Genomic DNA, 22,084 nt, shown 5'->3' on the forward strand with positions numbered 1-22,084 from the left:
CAGGTGTCGGCTCGATGTTTCCAGCGACGATGCCACCTGTCAATCGATCCGCCTGGATGGCTTTCGGGGCGCTACGAGGGCCGCGGGTCGCAACGAGGACGGAACCGACGCCCGCGACGCGCCGATGCGGCACGTGAGATTGACCGCGCCACGCCCCGTCGTCCTGATCTCCTAGAGACAACTGCGCCCTTCGCCTGGCAGGCTGCCTCCCATGACCCTGAAGCTGCGTTCCGTGGGAACGAGCGACCGTGGGCTGATCCGCAGTGGAAACCAGGACGCCCTGCACGCCGGGACCTGGCTCGTCGCCGTCGCCGACGGCATGGGCGGGATGGCGGCCGGTGACCTGGCCAGCGCGCTCACCATCGACGCGGTCGCACCGCTGGACGTGGAGACCCCAGAGGACGCCCTGGTGGCCGCGCTCCAGGGCGGCATCGCCCTGGCCACCGCACGGATCCGGCAGGCCGTCGCCGAGGATCCCGAGCGCCAGGGCATGGGCACCACGTTGACCGCCCTGCTCTTCTCCCGTACAGGCAGTTGCCTGGCGCTGGCACACGTCGGCGACTCCCGGGCCTACCTGTTCCGCGAGGGCGTGCTCAAACAGGTCACCCGGGACGACACCTTCGTCCAGATGCTGGTGGACCAGGGTGTGATCACCGCCGACCAGGCGAGCAGCCACCCGCGGCGTGCGGTGGTCACCCAGGCGCTCCAGGGCGACGACGTCTCCCCGTCGTACGCGACGATGGTGCCCCGGGTCGGTGACCGGTGGCTGCTGTGCAGCGACGGGCTCTCCAACGTGGTCCGCCCGGACACCCTCGCCGAGGTGCTCACCGGCTACCCGGACCGCGCCGCCTGCGCCGGCAAGCTGATCGACCTGGCGCTGCACGCCGGTGGTCCGGACAACGTCACCGTGGTGGTGGCCGACGTGGTGGAGGAGTAACCGGCCTCAGCGCCGGCGAGGCGTGGCGCGTCGGGTGGGTGTCGCCGTGGACGGGTCCTCCGGCCACGGGTGCCGGGGATAGCGGCCGCGCAGCTCGCCGCGGACCTGCGGGTAGCCGGTGCGCCAGAACGACGCCAGGTCGGCGGTGACGGCCACCGGTCGCCCGGCGGGGGAGAGCAGGTGCAGCAGCACCGGCACCCGACCGGCGCCGATGCGTGGGGCCGCCGGCCAGCCGAACGTCTCCTGGAGCTTCACCGCCAGCACCGGCGCCGCCGGGTCGCTGTAATCCACGCGGATCCGTGAACCGCTGGGCACCTCGATCCGCTCCGGCGCCAACTCGTCGAGCTGGGCGGCCTGCTTCCAGGGCAGCAGCCGGCGCAGCGCCGAGGCGACGTCCACCCGGGCCAGGTCGGCGCGGCGCCGGGCGCCGGCCAGCTCCGGCCCGAGCCACGTCGGCGCGGTCGCGAGCAGCGCCTCGTCGCTGACGTCCGGCCAGTCGGCACCGAGATGGTGCCGGCCGAACGCCAGCCGCTCCCGCAGGGCCCGGGCCGCCGGCGTCCAGGACAGCAGGCCCAGCCCTTCCTGGCGCAGACCGGTCAGCAGCGCCTCGGCCACCTCCGCCCGCTCCGGGCGGTCCAGCCGGCGCTCCTGCAGCTCGATGGCCCCCAGCCGGGTCACCTCCCGCGCCACCACGTCCCCGCCGGACCAGCCGACCTCCCGGCGCGTGGACACCAGCGGCCCGGCAGCCTCCCGGGCCGTCGCCTCGTCCACCGGCGTCGCCCGGCGGATCCGGGCCGACGGCGCGCCGGGCGTGCGGTCCGCGACGGCCACCGCCAGCCAGTCCGCCCCGACCAGCCCCGACCCCGCCGCCAGCTCCGCGGCGGTCCCACCGGTCATCAGGTACGCGGACCCGCCCGGCCGCCGGACCCGCGCCAGCCGTTCCGGATACGCCAGTCCCACCAGCAGCCCGGCGGCCAGGTCGTCGGTGAGCCCTCCGGAGCCGGTACGCCCGCCACCTCCCGGACCGCCGGATCGGCCAATCCGGTCGTCGTCGGCGCGGCCCCCGGGCGTGGAGCCGGCGGGCAGCGCGGCGCGCAGCCGGCGCACCTCGGCACGCCAGCGGGCCGTCGCTCCCGGGTCGACACCGGTGCGCAACCGGCGCCAGCCGGCGACCAGGTCGTCGCCCGGGCCGGCCGCGCTCTCCTCGGCGAGCAGGGCGACCACCTCGGCCGCGCGGTCGGCGCCGACCCGACCGGCGCCGTCGAGCAGCGCCCGCGCCAGCCGGGGATGCGCGCCGGCGGCGGCGATGGCCCGTCCCCGCCCGGTGATCCGGCCGTCGGCGTTGACCGCGCCCAGGGTGGTCAGCGTCTCCCGGGCCACCGCCATCGCCGCCGCCGGTGGCGGGTCGGGCAGCGCGAGCCCGACGCCGTCCGGCTGCCCCCAGGCGGCCAGCTCCAGAGCGAAGCCGGTCAGGTCGGCGGTGGCGATCTCCGGCTCCGGCCGGGCGGGCAGGCGCTCGTGGGTCGCCGCGGACCAGCAGCGGTAGACGGAACCGGGGGCCTCCCGGCCGGCCCGGCCGGCCCGCTGGGTGGCGGCGGCTCGGGAGACCGGCACGGTGATCAGCGCACCCAGACCGCGGGCCAGGTCGACGCGGGGCACCCGGGACAGTCCGGCGTCCACCACCACCCGTACGCCGGGGACGGTCAGGCTGGTCTCGGCCAGCGCGGTGGCCAGCACCACCCGGCGACGGTCGGCCGGGCGCAGGGCGGCGTCCTGCTCGGCGCCGCGCTGCCGGCCGTGCAGCGGGAGCAGTGCGACGCTGTCCCGCAGGTCGGCCAGCCGGCCGGTGACCGCCGCGATCTCGCCGGCCCCGGGCAGGAAGACCAGCACGTCCCCGTCGTGCTCCCGCAACGCCCGCCGGACGGTGGCCGCCACGTGGTCGAGCAGGGCCCGGTCCACCGGCCCGGCCCCGGGCGGGGCGACCGGCCGGGGTGGCGGCGCCCAGATTCGCCGCACCGGGTGCAGCGCGGACTCGGCCCGTACGACCGGAGCCGGGGCGGGCCCGCCGAGCAGCGCGGCGAAGCGGTCGGTGTCCGGAGTGGCGGACATCGCCAGCAGCCACAGGTCCGGCCGGAGGGTGGCCCGCGCCTCCACCGTGAAGGCCAGTGCGAGGTCGGCGTCGAGTTGCCGCTCGTGGCACTCGTCCAGCAGCACGGCGCCGGTGCCGGGCAGCTCCGGATCGTGGTGCAGCCGGCGGACCAGCAGGCCGGTGGTGACCACCTCCACCCGCGTGGCCGCGCTGACCCGGCGTTCACCGCGTACCGCGTAGCCGACGCGCTCGCCGACCCGCTCGCCGAGCAGCTCGGCCATCCGCCGCGCGGCGGCACGCGCGGCCACCCGCCGGGGCTGCGCGATCACGACCCGGCCGGTGACCCGGTCGGCCACGGCCAGCGGCGCGAGGGTGGTCTTGCCGGTGCCCGGCGGAGCCACCAGGACCCCGGCGCCGGCCGCGTCGAGCGCCGCGACCAGCGCGGGCAGCACCGGGCGTACCGGCAGGTCCAGGGTCACGTCGGAGAGCACGGCCCAGTCTCGCACCGGCCCCGGCGACTCAGCGCGGGTGCACCTCGCCGACGCCGCGCAGGAAGGTACGCCAGGCCGACGGGCCGAAGGCGAGCACCGGGCCGGAGCGGTCCTTGCTGTCCCGGACGGCGACCTGACCGTCGGCTGTCGCGACCTCCACGCAGTTGCCGTTGCCACTGCTGCGCGTGCTGGTGCGCCAGTCCGCCCGGGTCAGGTCGAGCGCCGTCATCCGCCGTACCTCTCGTCTGCGTCAACGTGCCGCAGACGCGGTCACGCAAAGTTACGAGAAGCCTGCTCGAGGCGGGTCAGCGACGCCGCCGGATCGAGCGCCATGCGGCACAGCTCCTCGTGCAGAAGGCTATACCCGAGCACCTGGTCGGCATCCTCCAGTGCCAGGCCCATCGTGAGGTTATCCAGGTAAACCACGGACGCGTCGGCCGCGTCGGCGAAGTTGAGGATCACGTACGGCGTGCTCATCGCCGGGTGTCCACCGGCCGCGAACGGCAGTACCTGGATTGTGACGTTGGGTAACTGCGCGATGCGGCTCATGTGGACCAACTGTTCGGCCATCACGGCGGCGCCGCCGACCGGGCGCAACAGCACCGCCTCGTTGAGCACCACCGACAACTGGACCGGGTCGTCGCGGCGCAGCACCTCCTGCCGGTGCAGTCGGGCGGCCACCTTGCGCTCCAGTCCGTCCTCCCCGGCGGTGCGGCGGTAGATCTCCCGGGCGTACGCCTCGGTCTGCAACAGCCCGGGCACCGACTCGGCCTCGTACGTGCGCAGCGCCGCGGCCTCGGCCTCCAGCCCGACGTAGAACTCGAACCACTCGGGCAGCACGTCGCTGTAGTTCTGCCACCAGCCGCGCTGCTGGGCGCCCCGGGCGATCTCGATGAGGGCCTCGGCGTCGGCTCCGGTCACCTCGTAGAGGGCCAGGGCCGCCCGGACGTCGCGCGGCTTGATGCCGATCTGCGCGGTCTCGATGCGGGACAGGTTGCTCTTGGACATGTCGAGCTGACGGGCGGCCACATCGAGGGTCATGCCCGCGCGTTCCCGGAGCTGGCGGAGCTCCCGGGCGATGCGCCGACGGCGCACGGTGGGGCTGGCGGCGGGTCGATTGGCGGGCGTGGTGATCACCGTCCGAGTCTGTCACGACAAGATCCGCAGGTCGCGCCTGCACGGAGTGCAACTTTCAAATCTGGGAGTTGCATTGCAGTAGCTGTCGGTGCATCCTTTCCCGGTCGCGATCACTGTGGACACACCCGTGCGGGAGGACCGTTGCTCATCGCCGACGAGTTCTTCCTGATCGCTCACAACGACAGCCGTGGCAAGGCGAAGCTGCACCCGGCGGCGACCGGGCTCGGGCTGGCCGGCGGACTGCTCGGCGAACTGATCCTGTACGGACACGTCACCGTCTCGAACGGGCACGTCTCCGTCGTCGACCGGCGCCCGCCGGCCGACGCTCTGGCGCACACCGTGCTCGACCAGCTGATCGGCGAGTCCCAGCACCGGGCAATCGGCACCTGGCTCAGCTTCCTGGCGCAGAGCGCGACGACGTCGGTGGGGGAGCGGCTGGCCCGGTCCGGCGTGCTGCGCCGCCAGGAGAGCCGCCGGCTGCTGCGCACCTCGGTCAGCTACCTGCCGATCGACCTCAACGCGGTGGCCTGGCCGGCCACCCGGCTGCGGGCACTGCTGGACCGGCCGGACCCGCCGAGCGTGCCGGACGCCCTGCTGCTCGGCCTGGTCGTGGCCGCCGGGCTGACCCGGGAGGTGCTCTGGAGCGCCGGTCCCCGCGCCCACCACCGGTTGAACGTTCTCATCCCCGCGCTGCCGGCACCCCTGAAGGAACTCGTCGGGCACACCGAGGCCGCCGTCGGCGCCGCCGTGCTGCGCGGCGTCCCCTGATCCCCCCGGTAACCCCACCCCTCCCCTCGACAACCGGAGTAGTCGTATGCCCACGACATCGACAGTCGACCGACCCAGCAACGTCTCCGAATCCCTTGCCCGCGGCCGCCTCGGCGTCCCCTCGGTGATCTTCTTCGTCCTCTCCGCCGCCGCACCGCTGACCGTGGTGGCCGGTGTCGTCACCACCGGCTACGGCGTGATCGGCGTGACCGGCATCCCGCTGGCCTTCCTGGTGGTCGCCGCGGTGCTCGCCCTCTTCTCGGTGGGCTACGTGGCGATGTCCCGGCGGGTGGAGAACGCCGGTGCCTTCTACGCCTACATCTCCCGTGGCCTGGGCCGACCGGCCGGCGTGGGCGCCGCCTGGGTGGCGCTGATCGCGTACAACGCGCTGCAGGTCGGGCTCTACGGCACCATCGGCGTCGCCGCCGAGCCGGTGCTCGACCGGATCTTCGGCGGGCACCCGCACTGGGCGATCGTCGCCCTGGTGGCCTGGGCGCTGGTCGCCCTGCTCGGCCTGCTCCGGGTGGACATCAACGGCCTGGTGCTGGCAGCCCTGCTGGTCGCCGAGATCGTGGTGATCCTGATCTTCGACCTGGGACAGATCGGCAACCCGGCCGGCGGCGAGGTCAGCTTCGCGTCGTTCTCGCCGGACAACCTCTTCGTGCCCGGAGTGGGCGCGGTGCTGGTGCTGGCCATCCTCGGGTTCGTCGGCTTCGAGTCCGCGGTGGTCTTCAGCGAGGAGAGCAAGGATCCGAAGCGGACGGTGCCGCTGGCCACGTACCTCTCGGTGGCGATCATCGCGGCCCTGTACGCGCTCTCCTCCTGGACCATGGCGGTCGCCGTCGGGCCGGACCAGATCGTCGCCGCGGCCGGCGAGCAGAGCGTCGGGCTGATCTTCAACCTGGCCGCCGAGCACCTCGGCGACACCGCCGTCACCATCGGTCAGGCGCTCTTCCTGACCTCGGTGCTGGCCGCGATGATCTCCTTCCACAACACCACGGCCCGCTACACGTTCGCGCTGGGTCGGGAGCGGGTGCTGCCGGCGGTGTTCGGGCAGACCTCGGCGCGCAGCGGCGCACCGCGGGCCGCCTCCCTGGCGCAGAGCGTCTTCGGCCTGCTGGTGATCCTGCTGTACGCGGTCAACGGCTGGGACCCGGTGGTCAAGCTGTTCTTCTGGGGCGGCACCACCGGCGGGTTCGGGGTCCTGCTGCTGATCGCCACGACCTCGGTGGCGGTGATCGCCTACTTCGTCCGCTCCGGTGCCGGCGAGACGCTCTGGCGGCGGGCCGTCGCGCCCGGCCTGGCCACCGTCGCGCTCTTCGTGATCATCTGGTTGGCCGTGTCGAACTTCGCCAACCTGCTCGGCGTCGCGCCGGACTCGACCCTGCGCTGGGCTCTGCCCGCCGTGTACCCGGTGGCGGCCGCGCTGGGCGTCGCCTGGGCGCTGGTGCTGCGCAACAGTCGACCGGACACGTACGCCCGGATCGGCCTCGGCGCGGCGAGCGCCGTAGCCGCCGTGCGGCCGGCGGAGCAGCCGCCGGCACCCGCCGCGACGGAGGTGCCCCGATGAGTGTGGCCATCGAACGGCTGGGACCCGACGACACCGCGCTGGTGGCCGGCCGGATCGCCGAGGCGTTCACCGCGCTGGAGGTGACGCGCTGGTTGGTGCCCGACGCGAGCAAGCGGGAGGCCGTGCTGGCCGGGGACTTCGAGATCCTGGTCGGGCACGCGATGCGACACGGCCTCGTCCACGCCACCGCGGACCGGGCCGCGGTCGCGGTCTGGTTCCCGTCGGTCGGCGAGCCGCCCGCGCCGCCGGTCGACTACGACGCCCGGCTCGCCGCCGCCTGCGGTGAGTGGACCGACCGGTTCCAGCATCTCGACGAGCTGTTCGAGGCCAACCACCCGCATGCGGACCACCACCACCTGGCCTTCCTGGCGACCCGGCCGGGCCGCCAGGGGCAGGGGCTGGGCACCGCGCTGCTGGAGCACCACCACGCCTGGCTGGACGAGACCGGGATGCCGGCCTACCTGGAGGCGAGCAGCCCTCGGAGCCGGGATCTGTACGCGCGGCACGGCTACCGGGCCGGTGAGCCCTTCCGGGTGCCCGACGGCACCCCGTTCTGGCCGATGTGGCGGGAGCCGGTCGGCCGCTGACCGGACCGGCCGGGCCGCTGCCCCGCAAGGGAAGCGACCCGGCCGGTCGGACCGACTGTCACGTTCGCGTGACAGTCGGTGGTGCGGTTGAGGGCCGGGTCCGCCGACCCGGCCCTCAACCGTGAACCGCCTAGTACGTGCCGTCGAGCTGGCCGCGCAGCTTGGTCAGCGCCCGCGCCAGCAGCCGGGAGACGTGCATCTGCGAGACGCCGATCTGGTCGGCGATCTGCGACTGGGTCAGGTTGCCGTAGAACCGCAGGGTCAGGATCTTCTGCTCCCGCTCGTCGAGCGTGGCCAGCGCCGGGCCGAGGGCGACCCGCAGCTCGGCCAGCTCGAACTCGCTGTCCTCGCCGCCGAGCATGTCGCCCAGCTCGGTGGCCCGCTCGCCGTCGCCCGTCGGGGTGGACAGCGACACCGCGTTGTACGCGCGGGCGCCTTCCAGGCCCTCCAGGACCTCTTCCTCGGTGAGCTTGAGGTGGGCGGCGATGTCGGCGACCGTCGGCGACCGGCCGAGGGTCTGCAGCAGCGAGCTGTTGGCGTCGGAGATGGCGAGCCGCAGCTCCTGGAGCCGGCGGGGGACCCGGATGTCCCAGGTGCGGTCGCGGAAGTGCCGCTTGAGCTCACCGATGATGGTGGGGATCGCGTAGCCGGCGAAGTCGACGCCGCGGGACGGGTCGAACTTGTCGATCGCCTTGATCAGGCCGATCGCGGCGGTCTGCGAGAGGTCGTCGGTCGGCTCGCCCCGCCCGCTGTAGCGGTGGGCGAGGTGGTTGGCCAGCGGCAGCCAGGCCTCGATGGCCCGGTCCCGCAGCGCGGCACGCGACGGGTGGTTGGCGGGCAGCGCCGCCATGGCGTTGAGCAGGTCGGCGGCGCTGTCGGTGAGCGCCCGCGGGTCCAGCTTCGGGGTGCTCTCGGCTGTGGCGGTCGACTGCTCGCTGATCGTTGGCGCGGTCATGGGTGGTCCTCCCTGCACCTCGTCCGCGGACAAAAAGACGTGACGCTTTGGTTTAGCTTCGTATGGGCCGTTCGGGACTCACCTTAACCTGATCGTCTCGCCGAAATCTAGCCGAAAGGCTGATGTACTTAGGTGTGTCGCGCAACAAAGGGCGCAAACTGGGCGGAAGTCGCACCACCTGTGAGGGCTGTTACCCGTTTCCTCGGCGAGGCCGTGCCATCCGGTCACCCCACCCGGCCCCGGCCGGTCGGTCAGCCCGGCGAGCCAAGCGGTCAACATGAAAACCGACATCAGGGCCGATGTGTCCACTATCCGTCCTTGTCCCGCCGGTGGGACCCGCCGTAGCGTTCGGGTACACACCCGCTTCGGAGGCACCGTGCTCGATCCAGCCGCTCCCCAGCTCGTCGTGAACAGTCGCACGCTCTACTTCAGCTGGCTGCCGGCGGATCCCGACGCGGTCGCCGCCCTGGTCCCGGCAGGTCTGCGCCCCCGCCCCGACCGGCAGGTCTTCCTCAACCAGTACATCGTCGACGACGAGACGCAGACCTCGGGCTTCGGCGCCTACTCGCTGACCTACCTCGGCGTCTCGCTGGTCGGTGTGGACGCGCCTGGCGGGCTCAACCCGGGCGGCTGGTGGACCCACTACGTGGCCTCCAGCCGGCGGGTGCGGGAGTACGCCGCCGCCCGCGGTGCCCCGACGCTCGCCGGCCGGACGCGGATCGAGGTGAGTGGCGAGGACCTGCTCTCCGAGACCGAGGTCGACGGGGCACCGTTGATCCGGGCCCGGTCTCGGGTGGGGGAGACCGGCCACGTCATCAGCAGCGGCCACCACCGCTACTTCACCCGCCGCGACGGTCAACTGCTCAGCGCGGTCTACCCGTTCGTGGCGGAGCCGGTCGCGCCGTTCGAGATCGAGTCGGTGGAGTTCCTCCAGCCCACGCACCCGATGTACGCGCTACGCCCGGCCAACCCGCTGACCATCGGCTTCGGCTACTACTCGCCGCGATCCTCGTTCGCCTACCCGGGCGGGCTGAGCGTGCACCCGGGCGCGGCCGGCCCGCCGGAGCCGACCGGGTCGGCTCACCAGGTGCCGGCCAGCCTGGCCCGCAGCGGCCGGCCGTCCGGGTCGTAGACCAGCCGGTACACCGGCAACGCCCAGGTGCGGGTGAACCACGGCAGCCGCTCGGGGCGGTGCGGGCGCAGCCGGCCGGGCGGACGGTCGCCCACCTGGCCGTCGTCGTACCACCGTTGCAGCCTGTCGGCGGCGGCCGTGACCGCCGCGACGGCGTCCGCCGGGTCGAGCAGGTCGGCATCGTCCGCGCCGTCCGGGTCGCGGTCCAGGTGTTCGCGCCAGAGCCGCAGCCGCAACTCCCGGGCGAAGACCCGTGCCCCGTCACCCTGACCGGAGGGGTCGGTGGGTCCCCGCTGGTCGCGGGTGCCGTCGAGCACCGCGCAGGACAACTCGCTGTCGTGCGTCCAGGAGCGCCGGTTGAAGTTGTCGCTGCCCACACTGGCCCATACGTCGTCGACCACGCACACCTTCGCGTGCACGTAGACCGGGTTGCCGGCGTGGTTCTCCACGTCGAACACGTGCACCCGCTCCGGCGCGGCCCGCTCGCACAGTGACAGCGCCTGTTCGCGGCCGACCATGTTCGGCGGCAGCGCGAGCCGGCCGTCCACGTCCGGGTGCCGGGGCACCACGGCGATCAGGTGCAGCTCCGGGTTGTCCCGCAGGGCGCGCGCGAACAGGTCGGCCACCTCGGTCGACCAGAGGTACTGGTCCTCCAAATAGATGAGCCGGCGCGCGCGGCGGACCGCCTTGGTGTAGCCCCGGGCGACGGTCCGCTCGCCGTCCGGCGCGAAGGAGTAGCGCGGCCGGACCGCGGGGTAGGTGCGCAGCACCTGGATCTGGTGCGGCCCGCAGGGCGGCGGTGCGGCCGGTTGCTCGGGCAGCGGGTCGGGGCGTAGGTCCGCGCCGCGCAGCCGGTCCCGCAGATAGGCCATCGGGTTCTCCGAGTCCAGCGGCATGGGGTCGGTCCAACGCTCCCGGAAGACCGTGTCCAGCGCGCCGACCACCGGGCCGCGCACCGCGAGCTGCACGTCGTGCCAGGGCGGGTTGGGGCCGTACCGGGGAGACATCGTCACCGGCTGCGGGTCGCCCGCGTGCGCGGCGTCGTCCCGGCGACTGTGGCACAGGTCGATCCCGCCGGCGAAGGCGATGTCCCGTTCCGGGGCGCCGGGATGCCGCAGCACCACCAGCTTCTGGTGGTGCGAGCCGCCACGGCGCACCCGCTGGTCGAGCAGCACCTCCCCGCCGGCCGCGGAGATCACCTCGCTGAGGTTGCGGTTCTCGTCCTCGCTGTAGGCCAGCGTGTCGAGGTGTGAACGCCAGATCAGCCCCTTCACCACCACCCCGCGCTGGGCGGCCTGGGCGAAGAGCTGGGCGACGGTGGGGCCGTCCGGGCGCATCCGCTGGTCGGGATCACCCCGCCAGTCGGTGAAAAACAGATGGTCGCCCTCGGTGAGCGCCTCCACCTCGTCGACCAGCCGATCGAAGTACGCCGCGCCGTGAATCAACGGCTCGGCGAGGTTTCCCGTGGTCCAGGTGGGTAACCCAGAGACCGGGTTGGCGCGTTCCTGCGCGGTGAGGAACCAGTCCTGCAATGGCAACGTCCAGCCCTCCCCGAGGTCGACAACGTCCTCACGGTAGGACCCCGGCCGTGGGTCCGCACGCCAGGTCGACGTAGCGGTGACCTGGCCGCCGCCATCCGTTCGACGCGAAACCGAGGAGGCCACACCATGCCCCGCGAGACGACGAACCCCGTGACCGAGTACCGCGAGCCGGCGGTGGAGAGCGAACGGGGTGCGCTGGTAGCGGTGTTGGTGATGGTGATTCTGGGGGTCGCGGGGATTTTCGCGGTCTCCTGAGGCGGCGCCCGCGCCCCCGTTGAGGAACGGGGGCGCCGACGCCGATCTCAGCGGTTGACCGTGGTCAGGGGCGGGCGCCCTGGCCGCCGGTGTGCGGCAGGCGCCCGGTGGGAATCACGCCGAGCCGGCCGGCCTGGAAGTCCTCGAACGCCTGGATCAGCTCGTCGCGGGTGTTCATCACGAACGGGCCGTACTGCGCCACGGGCTCCCGGATCGGCTGGCCACCCATGATGTAGAGATCCAACGCCGGGGTGTTGCTGTCCTGCGTGGTGTCCGCGCCGAAGCGCAGCGCGTCACCGGCGCCGTGCACCGCGAGCTGGCCGGTACGTACCGGCCGCCGGTCGGTGCCGACGGTGCCGCGCCCGCCGAGGACGTACACCAGGGCGTTGAACTCCGGCTGCCAGGGCAGGTCGACCTGCGCGCCCGGCTGCACGGTCACGTGGGTGATCGTGATCGGGGTGAACGTCGAACCCGGGCCGCGGTGGCCGGCGACCTCACCGGCGATGACGCGGATCAGCGCGCCGCCGTCCGGCGTGGTGAGCAGCGCCGACTCCCGACCCCGGATGTCCTGGTAGCGGGGCGGGTTCATCTTGGCCGAGCGGGGCAGGTTGACCCAGAGCTGGGTGCCGTGGAAGAGCCCACCGCTGGTCACCAGGTGCTCCGGCGGGGCCTCGATGTGCAGCAGACCGCTGCCGGCCGTCATCCACTGGGTGTCGCCGTCGGTGATGGTGCCGCCGCCACCGTTGGAGTCCTGGTGGTCGAAGACGCCGTCGATGATGTACGTGACGGTCTCGAACCCCCGGTGCGGGTGCCACGGCGTGCCCTTCGGCTCGCCCGGCGCGTAGTCCACCTCACCCATCTGGTCGAGGTGGATGAACGGGTCCAGGTCGGTCGTCGGCACCCCGGCGAAGGCCCGACGGACCGGGAAACCCTCACCCTCGAAGCCGCTGGGTGCGGTGGTCACCGTACGGACCGGACGGATCTTGGCCGACTCGTCGAGCTTGGGCAGGCGGGGGAGGACGAGAACGTTGTCAACGGTGATCGCGGGCATCGGAGGCTCCTAGTTCTGGGCGTGGGTGGTCGAGGTGGCCCGGGCCGCCCGCAGGCGGTCACCGAGCCGGTCGAAGACCCGGGTGAGGCAGGCGACCTCGTCGTCGTCGAGGTCGTCCATCAGGTGGGTACGCACCGACGCCAGATGGTGGGGTGCGGCTTCGGACAGAGCGAGCAGCCCTGCGGCGGTGAGCACGGCCTCGCTGCCCCGTCGGTCGTCCGGGCAGGACTCCTTGCTGACCAGGCCGCGGCGCTGCATCGAGGAGATCTGGTACGTCAGCCGGCTGGGCGAGAAGACCAGTCGACCGGCCAGCTCGCCCATCCGCAGCCGCTGCCCCGGCGCCTCGGAGAGCAGGACCAGCACGTGGTAGTCGGCGAAGCTGAGGTCGCTGTCGGCGCGTAGGTCCTCTTCCAGCTGGGTGTAGAGCCGCTGGCTGGCCTCGATGTAGGCGCGCCAGGCGGCCTCTCGGGTGCTGTCCAGGCTCTCGGTCATGCCACGACGGTAGCACTCTTTCAAAATTTAACTAGTGCCGGGAGCAGTCGCCTGAGTCACGTCTTACCGGTCGACGACGAGATTCGTGCAGATTTGAAAGACGTTGGCGGGAATCGTGCGGCCCCACCCGGAGGGCGATGTGCCAGACTCCGGCGTCGTGGAACACGTGGAACTCTCCGCCGCGGACCTGTTGCTGCGTCCCTGGCGGGAGACCGACGCCCCCGCGGTGCGCGACGCCCTGCGCGACCCGGCCATCGCCCTGTGGAACCCCCAGGGCGGCGGACCCGTCGACGACGAGAGTGCCCTGCTGTGGGTACGCCGGCGGGCCGACTGGTCCGCCGGCGACCACGCCTCGATGGCGGTGACCGCCGCGGCCGGCGGCGAGCTGCTGGGCTCGGTGTCGCTGCACCACATCCACCACGGCGACGCCTCCATCGGGTACTGGACGCTGCCGGCGGCGCGGGGGCGCGGGGTGGCGGTACGCGCCGTCGTCCGGCTCACCGACTGGGCGTTCACCGAGCTGCGGCTGCACCGGGTGGAGCTGTGTCACGCGGTGGCCAACGAGCCGTCCTGCCGGGTCGCCGACCGGGCCGGCTATCCCGCCGAGGGGACGCTGCGCGAGTCGTACCAGTACGGCGACGGCCGCCGCCACGACGAACACCTGCACGCGCGGCTGGCCACCGACCGCTAGCGCCCGCTCCGGCGAGCTCGTCGCCCTCGCGTCGATCCGGAGTCGATCACTCGGTCACCCTGCGGAGGAAGGCGGCGAGGGTGCTCCTGGTTCGCTCGACCTTCTCCTCCAGGGTGATGGTCTCGTCGAGGCGGCGTCCGGCCTCCTTCCTGCCCCGCAGGTAGAGCGAGCAGGCCAGGTCGGAGCAGACGTACGCGCCCACCGAGTTGCCCTGGCGCCCGTCGCGTCCGGCCTTGCGGGCGGTCATCAGCGAGACGCCGTCGCCGGTGTGCGTGGTCAGGCACAGCGAGCACATGCTGCGCCGGACGCGCCCGGTCTGCTGCGGCGCGACCCGCAGCGCCACCCCGACCAGCCCGGTGTCGGACTCGGCGACCAGGTAGGCCCGCTGGGTCGCGGCCGGGTCCCGCCAGCCGAGAAAGTCCAGGTCGGTCCACGGGCGCAGGTCGAGATCGTTCGGTACGGCCAGCCGCTTCGCCTCGCCCTGCGTGCAGTTGACGAAGGAGGCGCGGATGGCGGGCTCGGAAATCGGAAGCATAGGTAGTAGCCTAGCTCTCCTAGGCAAACGATTAACACGACTAGGTTTGGGGTGTGCTGCATGGCACGTGCGGGAGTGACCGCCGAGCGTCTGACCCTGGTCGCGGCGGAGCTGGCCGACGAGGTGGGCCTGGCGAACGTGACCGTCGCGGCCCTCGCCCGCCACTTCGGCGTCAAGGACGCGAGCCTGTACTTCCACATCAAAAACGCCCACGACCTGCGGGTCCGGGTGGCACTGCTGGCGCTGACGGAACTCGCCGACCGGGCCGCCGCCGCGCTCGCCGGTCGCGCCGGCAAGGACGCGCTGGTGGCCTTCGCCAACGCCTACCGGGACTACGCGAAACGGCATCCGGGCCGGTACGCCGCCATGCAGATCGACCTCGACCCGGAGACGGCGGCCGCGAGCGCCGGAGTCCGGCACGCGGAGATGACCCGGGCGATCCTGCGCGGCTATCGGCTGTCCGAGCCCGACCAGACCGACGCGGTCCGGATGCTGCACGGCACGTTGCACGGCTTCGTGAGCCTGGAGAAGACCGGCGGCTTCCGCCACACCCCGCGCGCCACCGACGACTCGTGGTCCCGCACCCTGGACGCCCTCGACGCCGTCCTCACCAACTGGCCGCCCGCCCAGGTCGCCGAGACGGAGACCGCTCGGTGACCGAGCGCAACCGCCTAGGCTCGACCCGTGGATGATCTGGAGCTGGCCGACTGGCGGGAGCGGGTTGCCCGGCTGTACCTGTCCGACGTCGACCTGGCCGGGTTCCGCGCCGGCCGCGACCAGCTCTTCGCCACCCACCCGCAGAGCCCGATCCCGCCGGCCCAGCGGTCCGGGTTCACCGGGGTGCGCTACTTCCCGCCCAACCCGGACGCCGTCGTGGAGGCCCCACTGCGGCCCGCCAGCGGTGAGCTACGGGTGGACACCGGCGGGCCGGACGGCGTGATCGCGTACCGGCGGGTCGCCGTGGCCGAGGCACCGTGGGGGCCGCTGACCCTGTGGTGGATCGAGGCGTACGGAGGTGGGCTGTTCGTGCCGCTGCGTGACAGCACCTGCGGGCAGGAGACCTACGGCGGTGGCCGGTACCTCACCGACACGGTGAAGGGCACCTTCGGCCGGGGCGTCGAGCTGCTGCCCGGCGACCGGGTGCGGCTCGACGCCAACTACCTCTACAACCCGTCGTGCGCGTACGACGACCGCTGGGCGTGCCCGCTGGCACCGCCGGAGAACCGGGTCGACGTGCCACTGCGGGCCGGCGAGCTGTCGTACCACGGCTGACGGCCGCCCCGGCGTGCTGCCGGGACGGCCGGTCGATCCGGTGACTCAGCCGGCGTTCGTGGTCGAGCCGGACATCTGCATCCGACCCAGCAACTGCCGCGCCTGGTCGGAGAGTTCCGCGTCGACGATCACGGCGTACTGACCGGCGCGCAGTGAGCTGGCCGAGGTGAAGTCGCGCTGCCCGCCGGTCATCGCGTGCGCGACCGCGCCGAACACGGCACCCCAGATCGCGCCGATGACCAGGCCCACCAGGATCACCGCCAGCCAGTTGCCGACGGTGAAGATGCCGAACAACAGGCCGATGAAGAGGCCGAACCAGGCGCCGGTGCCGGCGCCGAGCAGGGCGGCGCGGCCGGTGGTCATCCGCCCGAGCACCGTCTCCACCAGTGTGAGGTTGGTGCCGACGATGGCGCTGTGCTCCACCGGGAAGCGATTGTCGGCCAGATAGTCGACCACCCGCTGGGCGGACGGATAGTCCGGATATGAGCCGATCGTCACGGTGGGCGGCCCGGTCTCCGGGCCGTGCCCGTTACCGGACGGTGTCGACGGGCGGCCTGCCGGCCCGGACGGCAGCAGGTCGCCGCCCTGTGCGCCGGGCCGCCACGCGGCGGCCGGCCCCGAAGCTGACGTCATGAGCATCCTCCCTCGTCAGCCACCCGGGTTCCCGCCCGCGCGCAGCGGTAACGCCGACGCCGTCCCGGGGGCCACCCGGACCCGCAGGCATGCGCCCGGACGCCCCGGGTAGGCAGCCGGGTGCAGAGCGGACAGATCAGCGACCACGGTTTCCTCGCGGACGGCCGCAGCGCGGCGCTGGTGGACCGCTCCGGATCGGTGAACTGGTGGTGCCCGGGCCGGTTCGACGCGCCGTCGGTGTTCGGGCGGCTGCTCGACGAGGGCGCCGGGCACTGGTCTATCCAACCGGAGGTCGACCACAGCGTCGACCGCTGCTATCTCGACGACACCCTGGTGCTGCGGACCGTCTTCCGCACCGCGCAGGGGGAGGTGGCCCTGACCGACGCGCTCGCCTTCGAGCCCGGAGCCCGCGGCCACGACATCGGGTTGCGCTCGCCGCAGGTGCTGGCCCGCAGCGTGCAGAGCCTCTCCGGCGAGGTCCCGATGCGGATGCACTACCGACCCCGCTTCGAGTACGGGCGGACCACCGCGTTCCTGGTCGAGCGGGACGGCACGCTGGAGGCCACGGCCGGCGCCGCCCGGCTCACCCTGCGCGGCAGCGTGCGGCTCTGCTGTGGCGAGGGCGGGGCCACCGCCACGTTCACCGCCCGCGCCGGCTCCGTGCACAACTTCACCCTCGGGTACGCCCCGACCTACGACGCGCCGCCACCGGAGGTGCCCGACGCCGACCAGACGATCGCCGACACGGTCGCCGGGTGGCGGTCCTGGACCGAGCAGCACGAATACCACGGGTGCTACCCGGAGCAGGTACGGCGCAGCGCGCTGGTGGTGCAGGGCATGACGTACCGGCCCAGCGGTGCGGTGGTGGCCGCGGCGACCACCTCCCTGCCGGAGAAGCTCGGCGGGAACCGGAACTACGACTACCGGTACGTCTGGGTGCGCGACTTCAGCCTCACCCTGCGGGCGCTGTGGCGGTCGGCGTGCTTCGACGAGGTGCAGCGGCAGTTCTCCTGGGTGAGCCGGGCGATGGGACGCATCGGCGACGAGCCGGTGCCGATCATGTACGGCGTGCAGGGGGAGCGGGACCTCACCGAACACCGCCTCGACCAGCTCGGCGGGTACCGCGACAGCCCGCCGGTGCTGATCGGCAACGACGCGTGGCGGCAGCGGCAGACCGACATCTTCGGCGAGGCGTTGGACGCGGCCTGGCTGATGCGCGACAAGTTGGAGCCGATGGCGCCGGAGGTGCGCCAGGTGCTGCGGGTGCTCGCCGACCAGGCCGTGGTGGACTGGCAGCGGCCGGACGCGGGCATGTGGGAGGAGCGCGGGATCGAACACCACCACGTGTCCTCGAAGGTGCAGTGCTGGGTCGCGCTGGACAGGGCGGTCCGCTTCGGCGACCAGCTCGGCGGGCCGGAGGACGTGGCCCGGTGGGCCGCGGCTCGCGACGAGGTGCGCGCGACGGTGCTGGAGCGGGGATGGAGCGACCGGCTCGGGGCGTACACGGGGAGTTTCGACTCCGACGACCTGGACGCCTCGGTGCTGGTGATGCCGCTGGTGGGTTTCCTTCCGGCCGACGACCCGCGGATGCGCTCGACGGTCCGCGCGGTGGAGCAGCGGCTGTCCCACGACGGCCTGCTGCGGCGCTGGGACGGCGACCCGGCGGGCTTCGTCATCTGCTCGTTCTGGCTGGTGGGTTGCCTGGCCATGGCCGGTGAGCGGGAGCGGGCGCACGAACTGTTCCTGGCGCTGGCCGCCCGGGTCAACGACCTCGGCCTGTTCGCGGAGCAGATCGACCCGGTGACCGGCGAGCAACTGGGCAACTTCCCCCAGGCGTTCTCGCACATCGGCCTGATCAACGCCGCCGGTCAGCTCACCGACGTGGAGCGGGACCCGGCGTTGCGGGAGCGCGGCATGCCTCCACCGCACTTCACCCCGAGACGCTCCTGAACCCGGCCGGTACGCGCTGACCGCCGGCGGCGCCGTCCGCGCGCGTGGCGGGGGTGGGTTCGGGGGACAATGACCGGATGCGGCTGGTGCTCACGGCGGACACCCACCTCCCGAAGCGCGCCCGGGATCTGCCCGAGCCGCTCTGGGCGGCGATCGAGGCGGCCGACGTGGTGGTGCACGCCGGCGACTGGGTGGACGAGTCGCTGCTCGACGAGATGCTCACCCGTGCGCGCCGGCTGATCGGCGTGTACGGCAACAACGACGGCCCGGCGCTGCGCGCCCGGCTGCCGGAGGTGGCGCGGGCCGACCTCGACGGCCTGCGGGTGGCCGTGGTGCACGAGACCGGGCCTCGGACCGGTCGCGAGAAGCGGTGCGCGGCCCGCTTCCCCGACGTCGACCTGCTGGTCTTCGGGCACTCGCACATCCCCTGGGACACCGAGGCCCCCGGCGGGCTGCGCCTGCTCAACCCCGGCTCGCCCACTGACCGCCGCTCCCAACCACACGCCACCTACCAGACCGCCGAGATAAGCGCCGGCCGCCTGACGGCCGTCGAGCTGCACCGCCTCCCTCGCCGCCGGTGACTACTGGCCGCGACCGGTCTCGGCCTGGAGTTCGTCGATTCGCTTGGACGCCTCGGCCTTGGTCAGGTCATCGGGGAGTTCCGCGTCCGCCTCGCGGGCGAGGGTCGCGAGGTAGGACTCCTGGGCCGCGGTGGGCGGCTCGTCGCCGGTCACCCACTCGTCCGGGTCCTTGATCGCGCCGCGTGGGTCGGGCTGCTCGTTGCTGTGGTCCGTCATTGTCATCACCCTTTCTTCGAACAGGTGTGCCATTACCCCGGTCACCGCCGGTTCATGCCCGCCGATCGCGACTGCCGGCACCTACGATCACCCGATGAGCGTGGACCGGTCGGGCGTGGTGGTGGTCGGGGCGGGTATCGCCGGGGTGGCCTGCGCGGTGGAACTGGCCGCTGCCGGGGTGCCGGTGCGGATCCGGGAGCGGGGGCACGTCTGCGGCGGCCGGATGGCCAGCAGACGCTTCGACGGCCGGCCCGCCGACATCGGCGCTGCGTACTTCACGGCCAGCGATCCGGACTTCGCCGCCGTGGTCGAGCGCTGGCGCGCCGCCGGCCTGGTGCGCGAATGGACCGACACCTTCCAGGCGTACGACCGGGACGGGCGCCACGACGTGCCGGGGCCGATGCGCTTCGCCGCGCCGCGCGGACTGCGCTCGCTCGTCGAACACCTGGCCACCGCGGTGCCGGTGACCGTCGACCGGCTGGTGCTCACCGTGGAGCCCGGACCGGCCGTGGACGGTCAGCCGTGCGCGGCGGTCGCCCTGGCCATGCCGGGACCGCAGGCCGCCCTGCTGCTCGACCCGGCACTGGCCGACGCCACCCGGGCCGTGCAGGCGCAGCGGTTCCTGCCGTCGCTGTCCGCGGTGCTGCGCTTCCCGACCCGGCGCTGGCCGGATTTCCGCGGCGCGTTCGTCAACGACCACCCGGTGCTCAACCTCGTCTGCGACGACGGTGACCGGCGCGGTGACGGTGCGCCGGTGCTGGTCGCGCACACCGTGCCGGAGTTCGCCGCCGGACACCTGGCCCAGCCCACCGGGGCCGGTTCGGCGATCGAGCAGGCGGTCCGGGACGTGCTGGGCCTGCCGGAGGCGGCCGCCCACGTGCACGTGCACCGCTGGACGTACGCGAAGCCGGCCGCCGGTGCCGGCGACGACACCCACCACCTCGACGCCGACGGGATCGGCCTGGCCGGCGACGCGTTCGGCAAACCGCGGGTGCAGAGCGCCTGGCGTTCCGGCCGGGACCTCGGCCGCGCCCTGGCGGCCCGCCTCGCCTGACCGCCGGTTCGCGGTCGGTCCCCGGCCGCCCGAGGCTGTGCTCAGGAGTGCCCGGCGGCGGCCACCGGCTGGGCGGCGTCCCGTTCGCTCGGGTCGGAGGTCCGCTCGCCCTCCCGGTCCAGCAGCTGCATGACCGGGGTCGCCGCGATGCCGTGCACCACCACGGAGACCAGCACCACCAGCCCGACGGTGGCCCAGAGCAGCTCCGCCTGCGGAAAGTCGGCCTTCGTGGTCGCGTACGCGAGGTAGTAGAACGAGCCCACCCCGCGAATGCCGAACAACGAGATCACCCAGTGCTCGGCCGGCCGGCCCGGCGCGCCCCGCAGCGACAACCAGCCGACCAGCGGCCGGACCAGGAACACCAGCGCCAACCCGACGGCCGCCGCCGGCCAGGTCAGCGGACCCAGCAGGCCGCCCACGATCGCGCCGCCGAGCAGCAGCAGGAGCACCAGGGTGAGCAGCCGCTCGATCTGCTCGGCGAAGTCGTGCAGCACCGAGTGGAACTCGTGGGTCCGCTCGGCGGCCCGGATCGCGCGGGCGGCCATGAACACGGCCAGGAAGCCGTACCCGCCGACCACCTCCACCAGCCCGTACGCCAGGAACGTGGCGGCCAGCGCGAGGAAGCCCTCGGCGTGCCGGGCCAGCCGGAGCTGACTGGGCGCACGGAAGAACAGCTTGCCGAGCAGCCAGCCGATGAGCAGCCCGCCGCCGACTCCGACGCTCACCTTCCAGAGCACGTCGACGGTGAGCCAGTCGGCCAGCCACTCGCTCGGGGCGAGGCTGGTCGAGGCGATGGCGATGGCCGCGTAGACGAACGGGAACGCCAGCCCGTCGTTGAGGCCGGCCTCGGAGGTCAACGCGAAACGGACCTCGTCCTCGGAGTCCTCCACATCGGTCGGCTCGCCGACCTGCACGTCGGCGGCGAGCACCGGGTCGGTCGGTGCCAGCGCGGCGCCCAGCAGCAGCGCGGCGGCCGGCACCAGCCCCGCCCACCACCAGCCGAGCAGCGCCACCGCCGCGATGCACACCGGCATCGCGATGACCAGCAGCCGCCAGGTGGACGACCACCTGGCCCAGCTCAACGGACGGTCGATCTTGAGGCCGGCACCCATCAGGGCGACGATCACGCCGATCTCGGTCAGGTGGGTGGTCAGCTGCGGGTGGGCCAGCGGGTCCGGTGTCGGCAGCCCCACCGGCAGCAGAAAGACCAGCATGCCGAGGGCGAGGAAGGCGATGGGCATCGACAGCGGGCGTCGTTCCAGCACCCGGGGGAGGATGCCTGCGAGCAGGGCGCCCACGCCCACCAGCGCGAACGCCACGTCTACCGGCTCCACCGTGCCACCCTCCGACCATGCCCACGCGGTGTGGGCGGTGGTGACAATCCATGCCCCGCAGGCCGTACGCGTAAGCCTCTCGGGACCGGGGAACCGGTGTGAGCCTCAGCGCGGTCGGGTGATCGGCGAATCGTCCAGAGTGGCCAGCAGCGCGGCCGGATCGTCGTACACCGCCACCGCCCCGGCGCCGGCCAGCTCACCCCGGCTGGTGCCCCCGCAGGTCAGCCCGACGCACGGGATGTCCAGCTTGCCGGCCGCCGCGACGTCCCAGACCGAGTCACCGACGAAGACCACGCGCTCGGCGGTCAACCCGGACTGCTCCAGGGCGGCGACCAGGATGTCCGGGGCCGGCTTGCTCTGCTGGGCGTCCGCCGACGAGGTGACCGTGTCGACGACGTCGTCGGCGGCCAGCGCCCGGCGCAGCGCGCCGACCTCCTGCTCCGCGGCGGAGGTGGCGAGCACCACCCGCAGCCCCCGCTCGGCGCAGGCACGCAGCAGGTCCGCCGCACCGGGCAGCGGCGTGAGCCGCTCCCAGTACTCGCCGTACAGGGTGTCGTGCGCGTCGCGCAGCTTTCCGTCGGCGTCACGGTCCCGCTCCGGGCCGAGCAGGTGGTCCAGGAGCTTGTCCGAGCCCATCCCGATCGACCGGTGCACGGTCGCCATCGGCACCGGCTGGTCGGTTTGGCGGAGCGCCTCCCACCAGCTCACGGTGTGCAGGTAGGTGGTGTCGACGAGGGTGCCGTCGACGTCGAAGAGGACCCCGGCGGGTCGGTCGGTGCGCATGGGCGTCCTCCTACCCACTCAGGGCCCGGC

The 22,084-nt window shown here is 73.2% G+C and carries 24 protein-coding genes; 12 read left to right on the plus strand and 12 right to left on the minus strand.

Features of this window, described 5'->3' with window-relative positions; translation table 11 throughout:
* Positions 1-211 precede the first annotated feature (211 nt).
* On the plus strand, positions 212-937 hold the full coding sequence (locus tag M8C17_RS29275; RefSeq protein ID WP_252419799.1) for a PP2C family serine/threonine-protein phosphatase: 726 nt from the start codon (positions 212-214) through the stop codon (positions 935-937).
* 6 nt (positions 938-943) lie between these two features.
* On the opposite strand, the gene hrpB is transcribed toward M8C17_RS29275, so the two are convergent.
* From hrpB to M8C17_RS29290, 3 genes are read right to left on the minus strand one after another with little or no spacing between them, the layout of a single operon-like run.
* On the minus strand, positions 944-3,517 hold the full coding sequence (gene hrpB / locus M8C17_RS29280; protein ID WP_252419841.1) for an ATP-dependent helicase HrpB: 2,574 nt from the start codon (positions 3,515-3,517) through the stop codon (positions 944-946).
* A 28-nt stretch (positions 3,518-3,545) separates the two neighbouring features.
* The gene (locus tag M8C17_RS29285; protein WP_252419800.1) at positions 3,546-3,746 is read right to left on the minus strand and encodes a DUF397 domain-containing protein; all 201 of its coding nucleotides are present in this window, start codon (positions 3,744-3,746) and stop codon (positions 3,546-3,548) included.
* A gap of 41 nt (positions 3,747-3,787) precedes the next feature.
* Positions 3,788-4,612: a helix-turn-helix transcriptional regulator gene (locus M8C17_RS29290; RefSeq protein ID WP_308209604.1), complete on the minus strand. Its 825-nt coding sequence runs from the start codon at positions 4,610-4,612 to the stop codon at positions 3,788-3,790.
* 183 nt (positions 4,613-4,795) lie between these two features.
* On the opposite strand from M8C17_RS29290, the gene M8C17_RS29295 reads away from it, so the two are divergent.
* The 3 genes from M8C17_RS29295 to M8C17_RS29305 are packed head-to-tail and all read left to right on the plus strand — an operon-like array spanning position 4,796 to position 7,579.
* On the plus strand, positions 4,796-5,422 hold the full coding sequence (locus tag M8C17_RS29295) for a GPP34 family phosphoprotein (protein ID WP_252419801.1): 627 nt from the start codon (positions 4,796-4,798) through the stop codon (positions 5,420-5,422).
* A gap of 46 nt (positions 5,423-5,468) precedes the next feature.
* Complete coding sequence (locus M8C17_RS29300) at positions 5,469-6,992, plus strand: APC family permease (protein ID WP_252419802.1); 1,524 nt, start codon at positions 5,469-5,471, stop codon at positions 6,990-6,992.
* Positions 6,989-7,579: a GNAT family N-acetyltransferase gene (locus M8C17_RS29305; protein ID WP_252419803.1), complete on the plus strand. Its 591-nt coding sequence runs from the start codon at positions 6,989-6,991 to the stop codon at positions 7,577-7,579. Before M8C17_RS29300 ends, M8C17_RS29305 begins: the two co-directional genes overlap by 4 nt.
* A gap of 130 nt (positions 7,580-7,709) precedes the next feature.
* Here the strand turns inward: M8C17_RS29305 and M8C17_RS29310 are convergent, their stop codons facing one another.
* Positions 7,710-8,534, minus strand: coding sequence for a SigB/SigF/SigG family RNA polymerase sigma factor (locus tag M8C17_RS29310; RefSeq protein ID WP_252419804.1), 825 nt, complete (start codon positions 8,532-8,534; stop codon positions 7,710-7,712).
* 376 nt (positions 8,535-8,910) lie between these two features.
* Here M8C17_RS29310 and M8C17_RS29315 point away from each other — a divergent pair, with 376 nt between their 5' ends.
* On the plus strand, positions 8,911-9,666 hold the full coding sequence (locus tag M8C17_RS29315) for a hypothetical protein (protein WP_252419805.1): 756 nt from the start codon (positions 8,911-8,913) through the stop codon (positions 9,664-9,666).
* On the opposite strand, the gene M8C17_RS29320 is transcribed toward M8C17_RS29315, so the two are convergent.
* The gene (locus M8C17_RS29320; RefSeq protein ID WP_252419806.1) at positions 9,615-11,204 is read right to left on the minus strand and encodes a phospholipase D-like domain-containing protein; all 1,590 of its coding nucleotides are present in this window, start codon (positions 11,202-11,204) and stop codon (positions 9,615-9,617) included. The two genes, M8C17_RS29315 and M8C17_RS29320, sit on opposite strands and share 52 nt — an antisense overlap.
* 129 nt (positions 11,205-11,333) lie before the next feature.
* On the opposite strand from M8C17_RS29320, the gene M8C17_RS31995 reads away from it, so the two are divergent.
* The gene (locus M8C17_RS31995; RefSeq protein WP_255421212.1) at positions 11,334-11,462 is read left to right on the plus strand and encodes a hypothetical protein; all 129 of its coding nucleotides are present in this window, start codon (positions 11,334-11,336) and stop codon (positions 11,460-11,462) included.
* Positions 11,463-11,526: 64 nt separating this feature from the next.
* Here the strand turns inward: M8C17_RS31995 and M8C17_RS29325 are convergent, their stop codons facing one another.
* Together M8C17_RS29325 and M8C17_RS29330 are read right to left on the minus strand one after the other, a co-directional pair.
* Positions 11,527-12,513 carry a pirin family protein gene (locus M8C17_RS29325; RefSeq protein ID WP_252419807.1) on the minus strand — a complete coding sequence of 329 codons (987 nt, stop codon included), beginning with the start codon at positions 12,511-12,513 and terminating at the stop codon, positions 11,527-11,529.
* A 9-nt stretch (positions 12,514-12,522) separates the two neighbouring features.
* Positions 12,523-13,005, minus strand: a complete 483-nt coding sequence (locus tag M8C17_RS29330) for a MarR family winged helix-turn-helix transcriptional regulator (RefSeq protein WP_252419808.1) — start codon at positions 13,003-13,005, stop codon at positions 12,523-12,525.
* A gap of 157 nt (positions 13,006-13,162) precedes the next feature.
* On the opposite strand from M8C17_RS29330, the gene M8C17_RS29335 reads away from it, so the two are divergent.
* Positions 13,163-13,696 (plus strand): GNAT family N-acetyltransferase, encoded by a 534-nt coding sequence (locus M8C17_RS29335; RefSeq protein WP_252419809.1) that lies wholly within the window; start codon positions 13,163-13,165, stop codon positions 13,694-13,696.
* A gap of 46 nt (positions 13,697-13,742) precedes the next feature.
* Here the strand turns inward: M8C17_RS29335 and M8C17_RS29340 are convergent, their stop codons facing one another.
* On the minus strand, positions 13,743-14,231 hold the full coding sequence (locus tag M8C17_RS29340; protein WP_252419810.1) for an FBP domain-containing protein: 489 nt from the start codon (positions 14,229-14,231) through the stop codon (positions 13,743-13,745).
* Between the two features lie 60 nt (positions 14,232-14,291).
* Here M8C17_RS29340 and M8C17_RS29345 point away from each other — a divergent pair, with 60 nt between their 5' ends.
* Entirely contained in the window at positions 14,292-14,888 is a 597-nt protein-coding gene (locus M8C17_RS29345) for a TetR/AcrR family transcriptional regulator (RefSeq protein WP_252419811.1), read from the plus strand.
* A gap of 27 nt (positions 14,889-14,915) precedes the next feature.
* A complete protein-coding gene (locus M8C17_RS29350) occupies positions 14,916-15,503 on the plus strand; it encodes a DUF1684 domain-containing protein (protein ID WP_252419812.1) in 588 nt (195 codons plus the stop codon).
* A gap of 45 nt (positions 15,504-15,548) precedes the next feature.
* Here M8C17_RS29350 and M8C17_RS29355 read toward each other — a convergent pair whose 3' ends face one another.
* Positions 15,549-16,136, minus strand: coding sequence for a general stress protein (locus tag M8C17_RS29355; protein WP_252419813.1), 588 nt, complete (start codon positions 16,134-16,136; stop codon positions 15,549-15,551).
* A gap of 120 nt (positions 16,137-16,256) precedes the next feature.
* Here M8C17_RS29355 and M8C17_RS29360 point away from each other — a divergent pair, with 120 nt between their 5' ends.
* Both M8C17_RS29360 and M8C17_RS29365 read left to right on the plus strand, forming a co-directional pair.
* Positions 16,257-18,086, plus strand: coding sequence for a glycoside hydrolase family 15 protein (locus tag M8C17_RS29360; RefSeq protein WP_252419814.1), 1,830 nt, complete (start codon positions 16,257-16,259; stop codon positions 18,084-18,086).
* A 77-nt stretch (positions 18,087-18,163) separates the two neighbouring features.
* Positions 18,164-18,667 (plus strand): metallophosphoesterase, encoded by a 504-nt coding sequence (locus M8C17_RS29365; protein WP_252419815.1) that lies wholly within the window; start codon positions 18,164-18,166, stop codon positions 18,665-18,667.
* Here M8C17_RS29365 and M8C17_RS29370 read toward each other — a convergent pair whose 3' ends face one another.
* Complete coding sequence (locus tag M8C17_RS29370) at positions 18,668-18,883, minus strand: DUF3072 domain-containing protein (RefSeq protein ID WP_252419816.1); 216 nt, start codon at positions 18,881-18,883, stop codon at positions 18,668-18,670.
* A 115-nt stretch (positions 18,884-18,998) separates the two neighbouring features.
* On the opposite strand from M8C17_RS29370, the gene M8C17_RS29375 reads away from it, so the two are divergent.
* Positions 18,999-19,937: an NAD(P)/FAD-dependent oxidoreductase gene (locus M8C17_RS29375; RefSeq protein ID WP_374559565.1), complete on the plus strand. Its 939-nt coding sequence runs from the start codon at positions 18,999-19,001 to the stop codon at positions 19,935-19,937.
* A gap of 41 nt (positions 19,938-19,978) precedes the next feature.
* Here the strand turns inward: M8C17_RS29375 and M8C17_RS29380 are convergent, their stop codons facing one another.
* Positions 19,979-21,271: a sodium:proton antiporter gene (locus tag M8C17_RS29380; protein WP_252419818.1), complete on the minus strand. Its 1,293-nt coding sequence runs from the start codon at positions 21,269-21,271 to the stop codon at positions 19,979-19,981.
* A 105-nt stretch (positions 21,272-21,376) separates the two neighbouring features.
* Positions 21,377-22,054, minus strand: a complete 678-nt coding sequence (locus M8C17_RS29385; protein ID WP_252419819.1) for an HAD family hydrolase — start codon at positions 22,052-22,054, stop codon at positions 21,377-21,379.
* Positions 22,055-22,084: the final 30 nt, after the last annotated feature.

Source organism: Micromonospora sp. RHAY321, from assembly GCF_023896955.1.
GTDB lineage: Bacteria > Actinomycetota > Actinomycetes > Mycobacteriales > Micromonosporaceae > Micromonospora.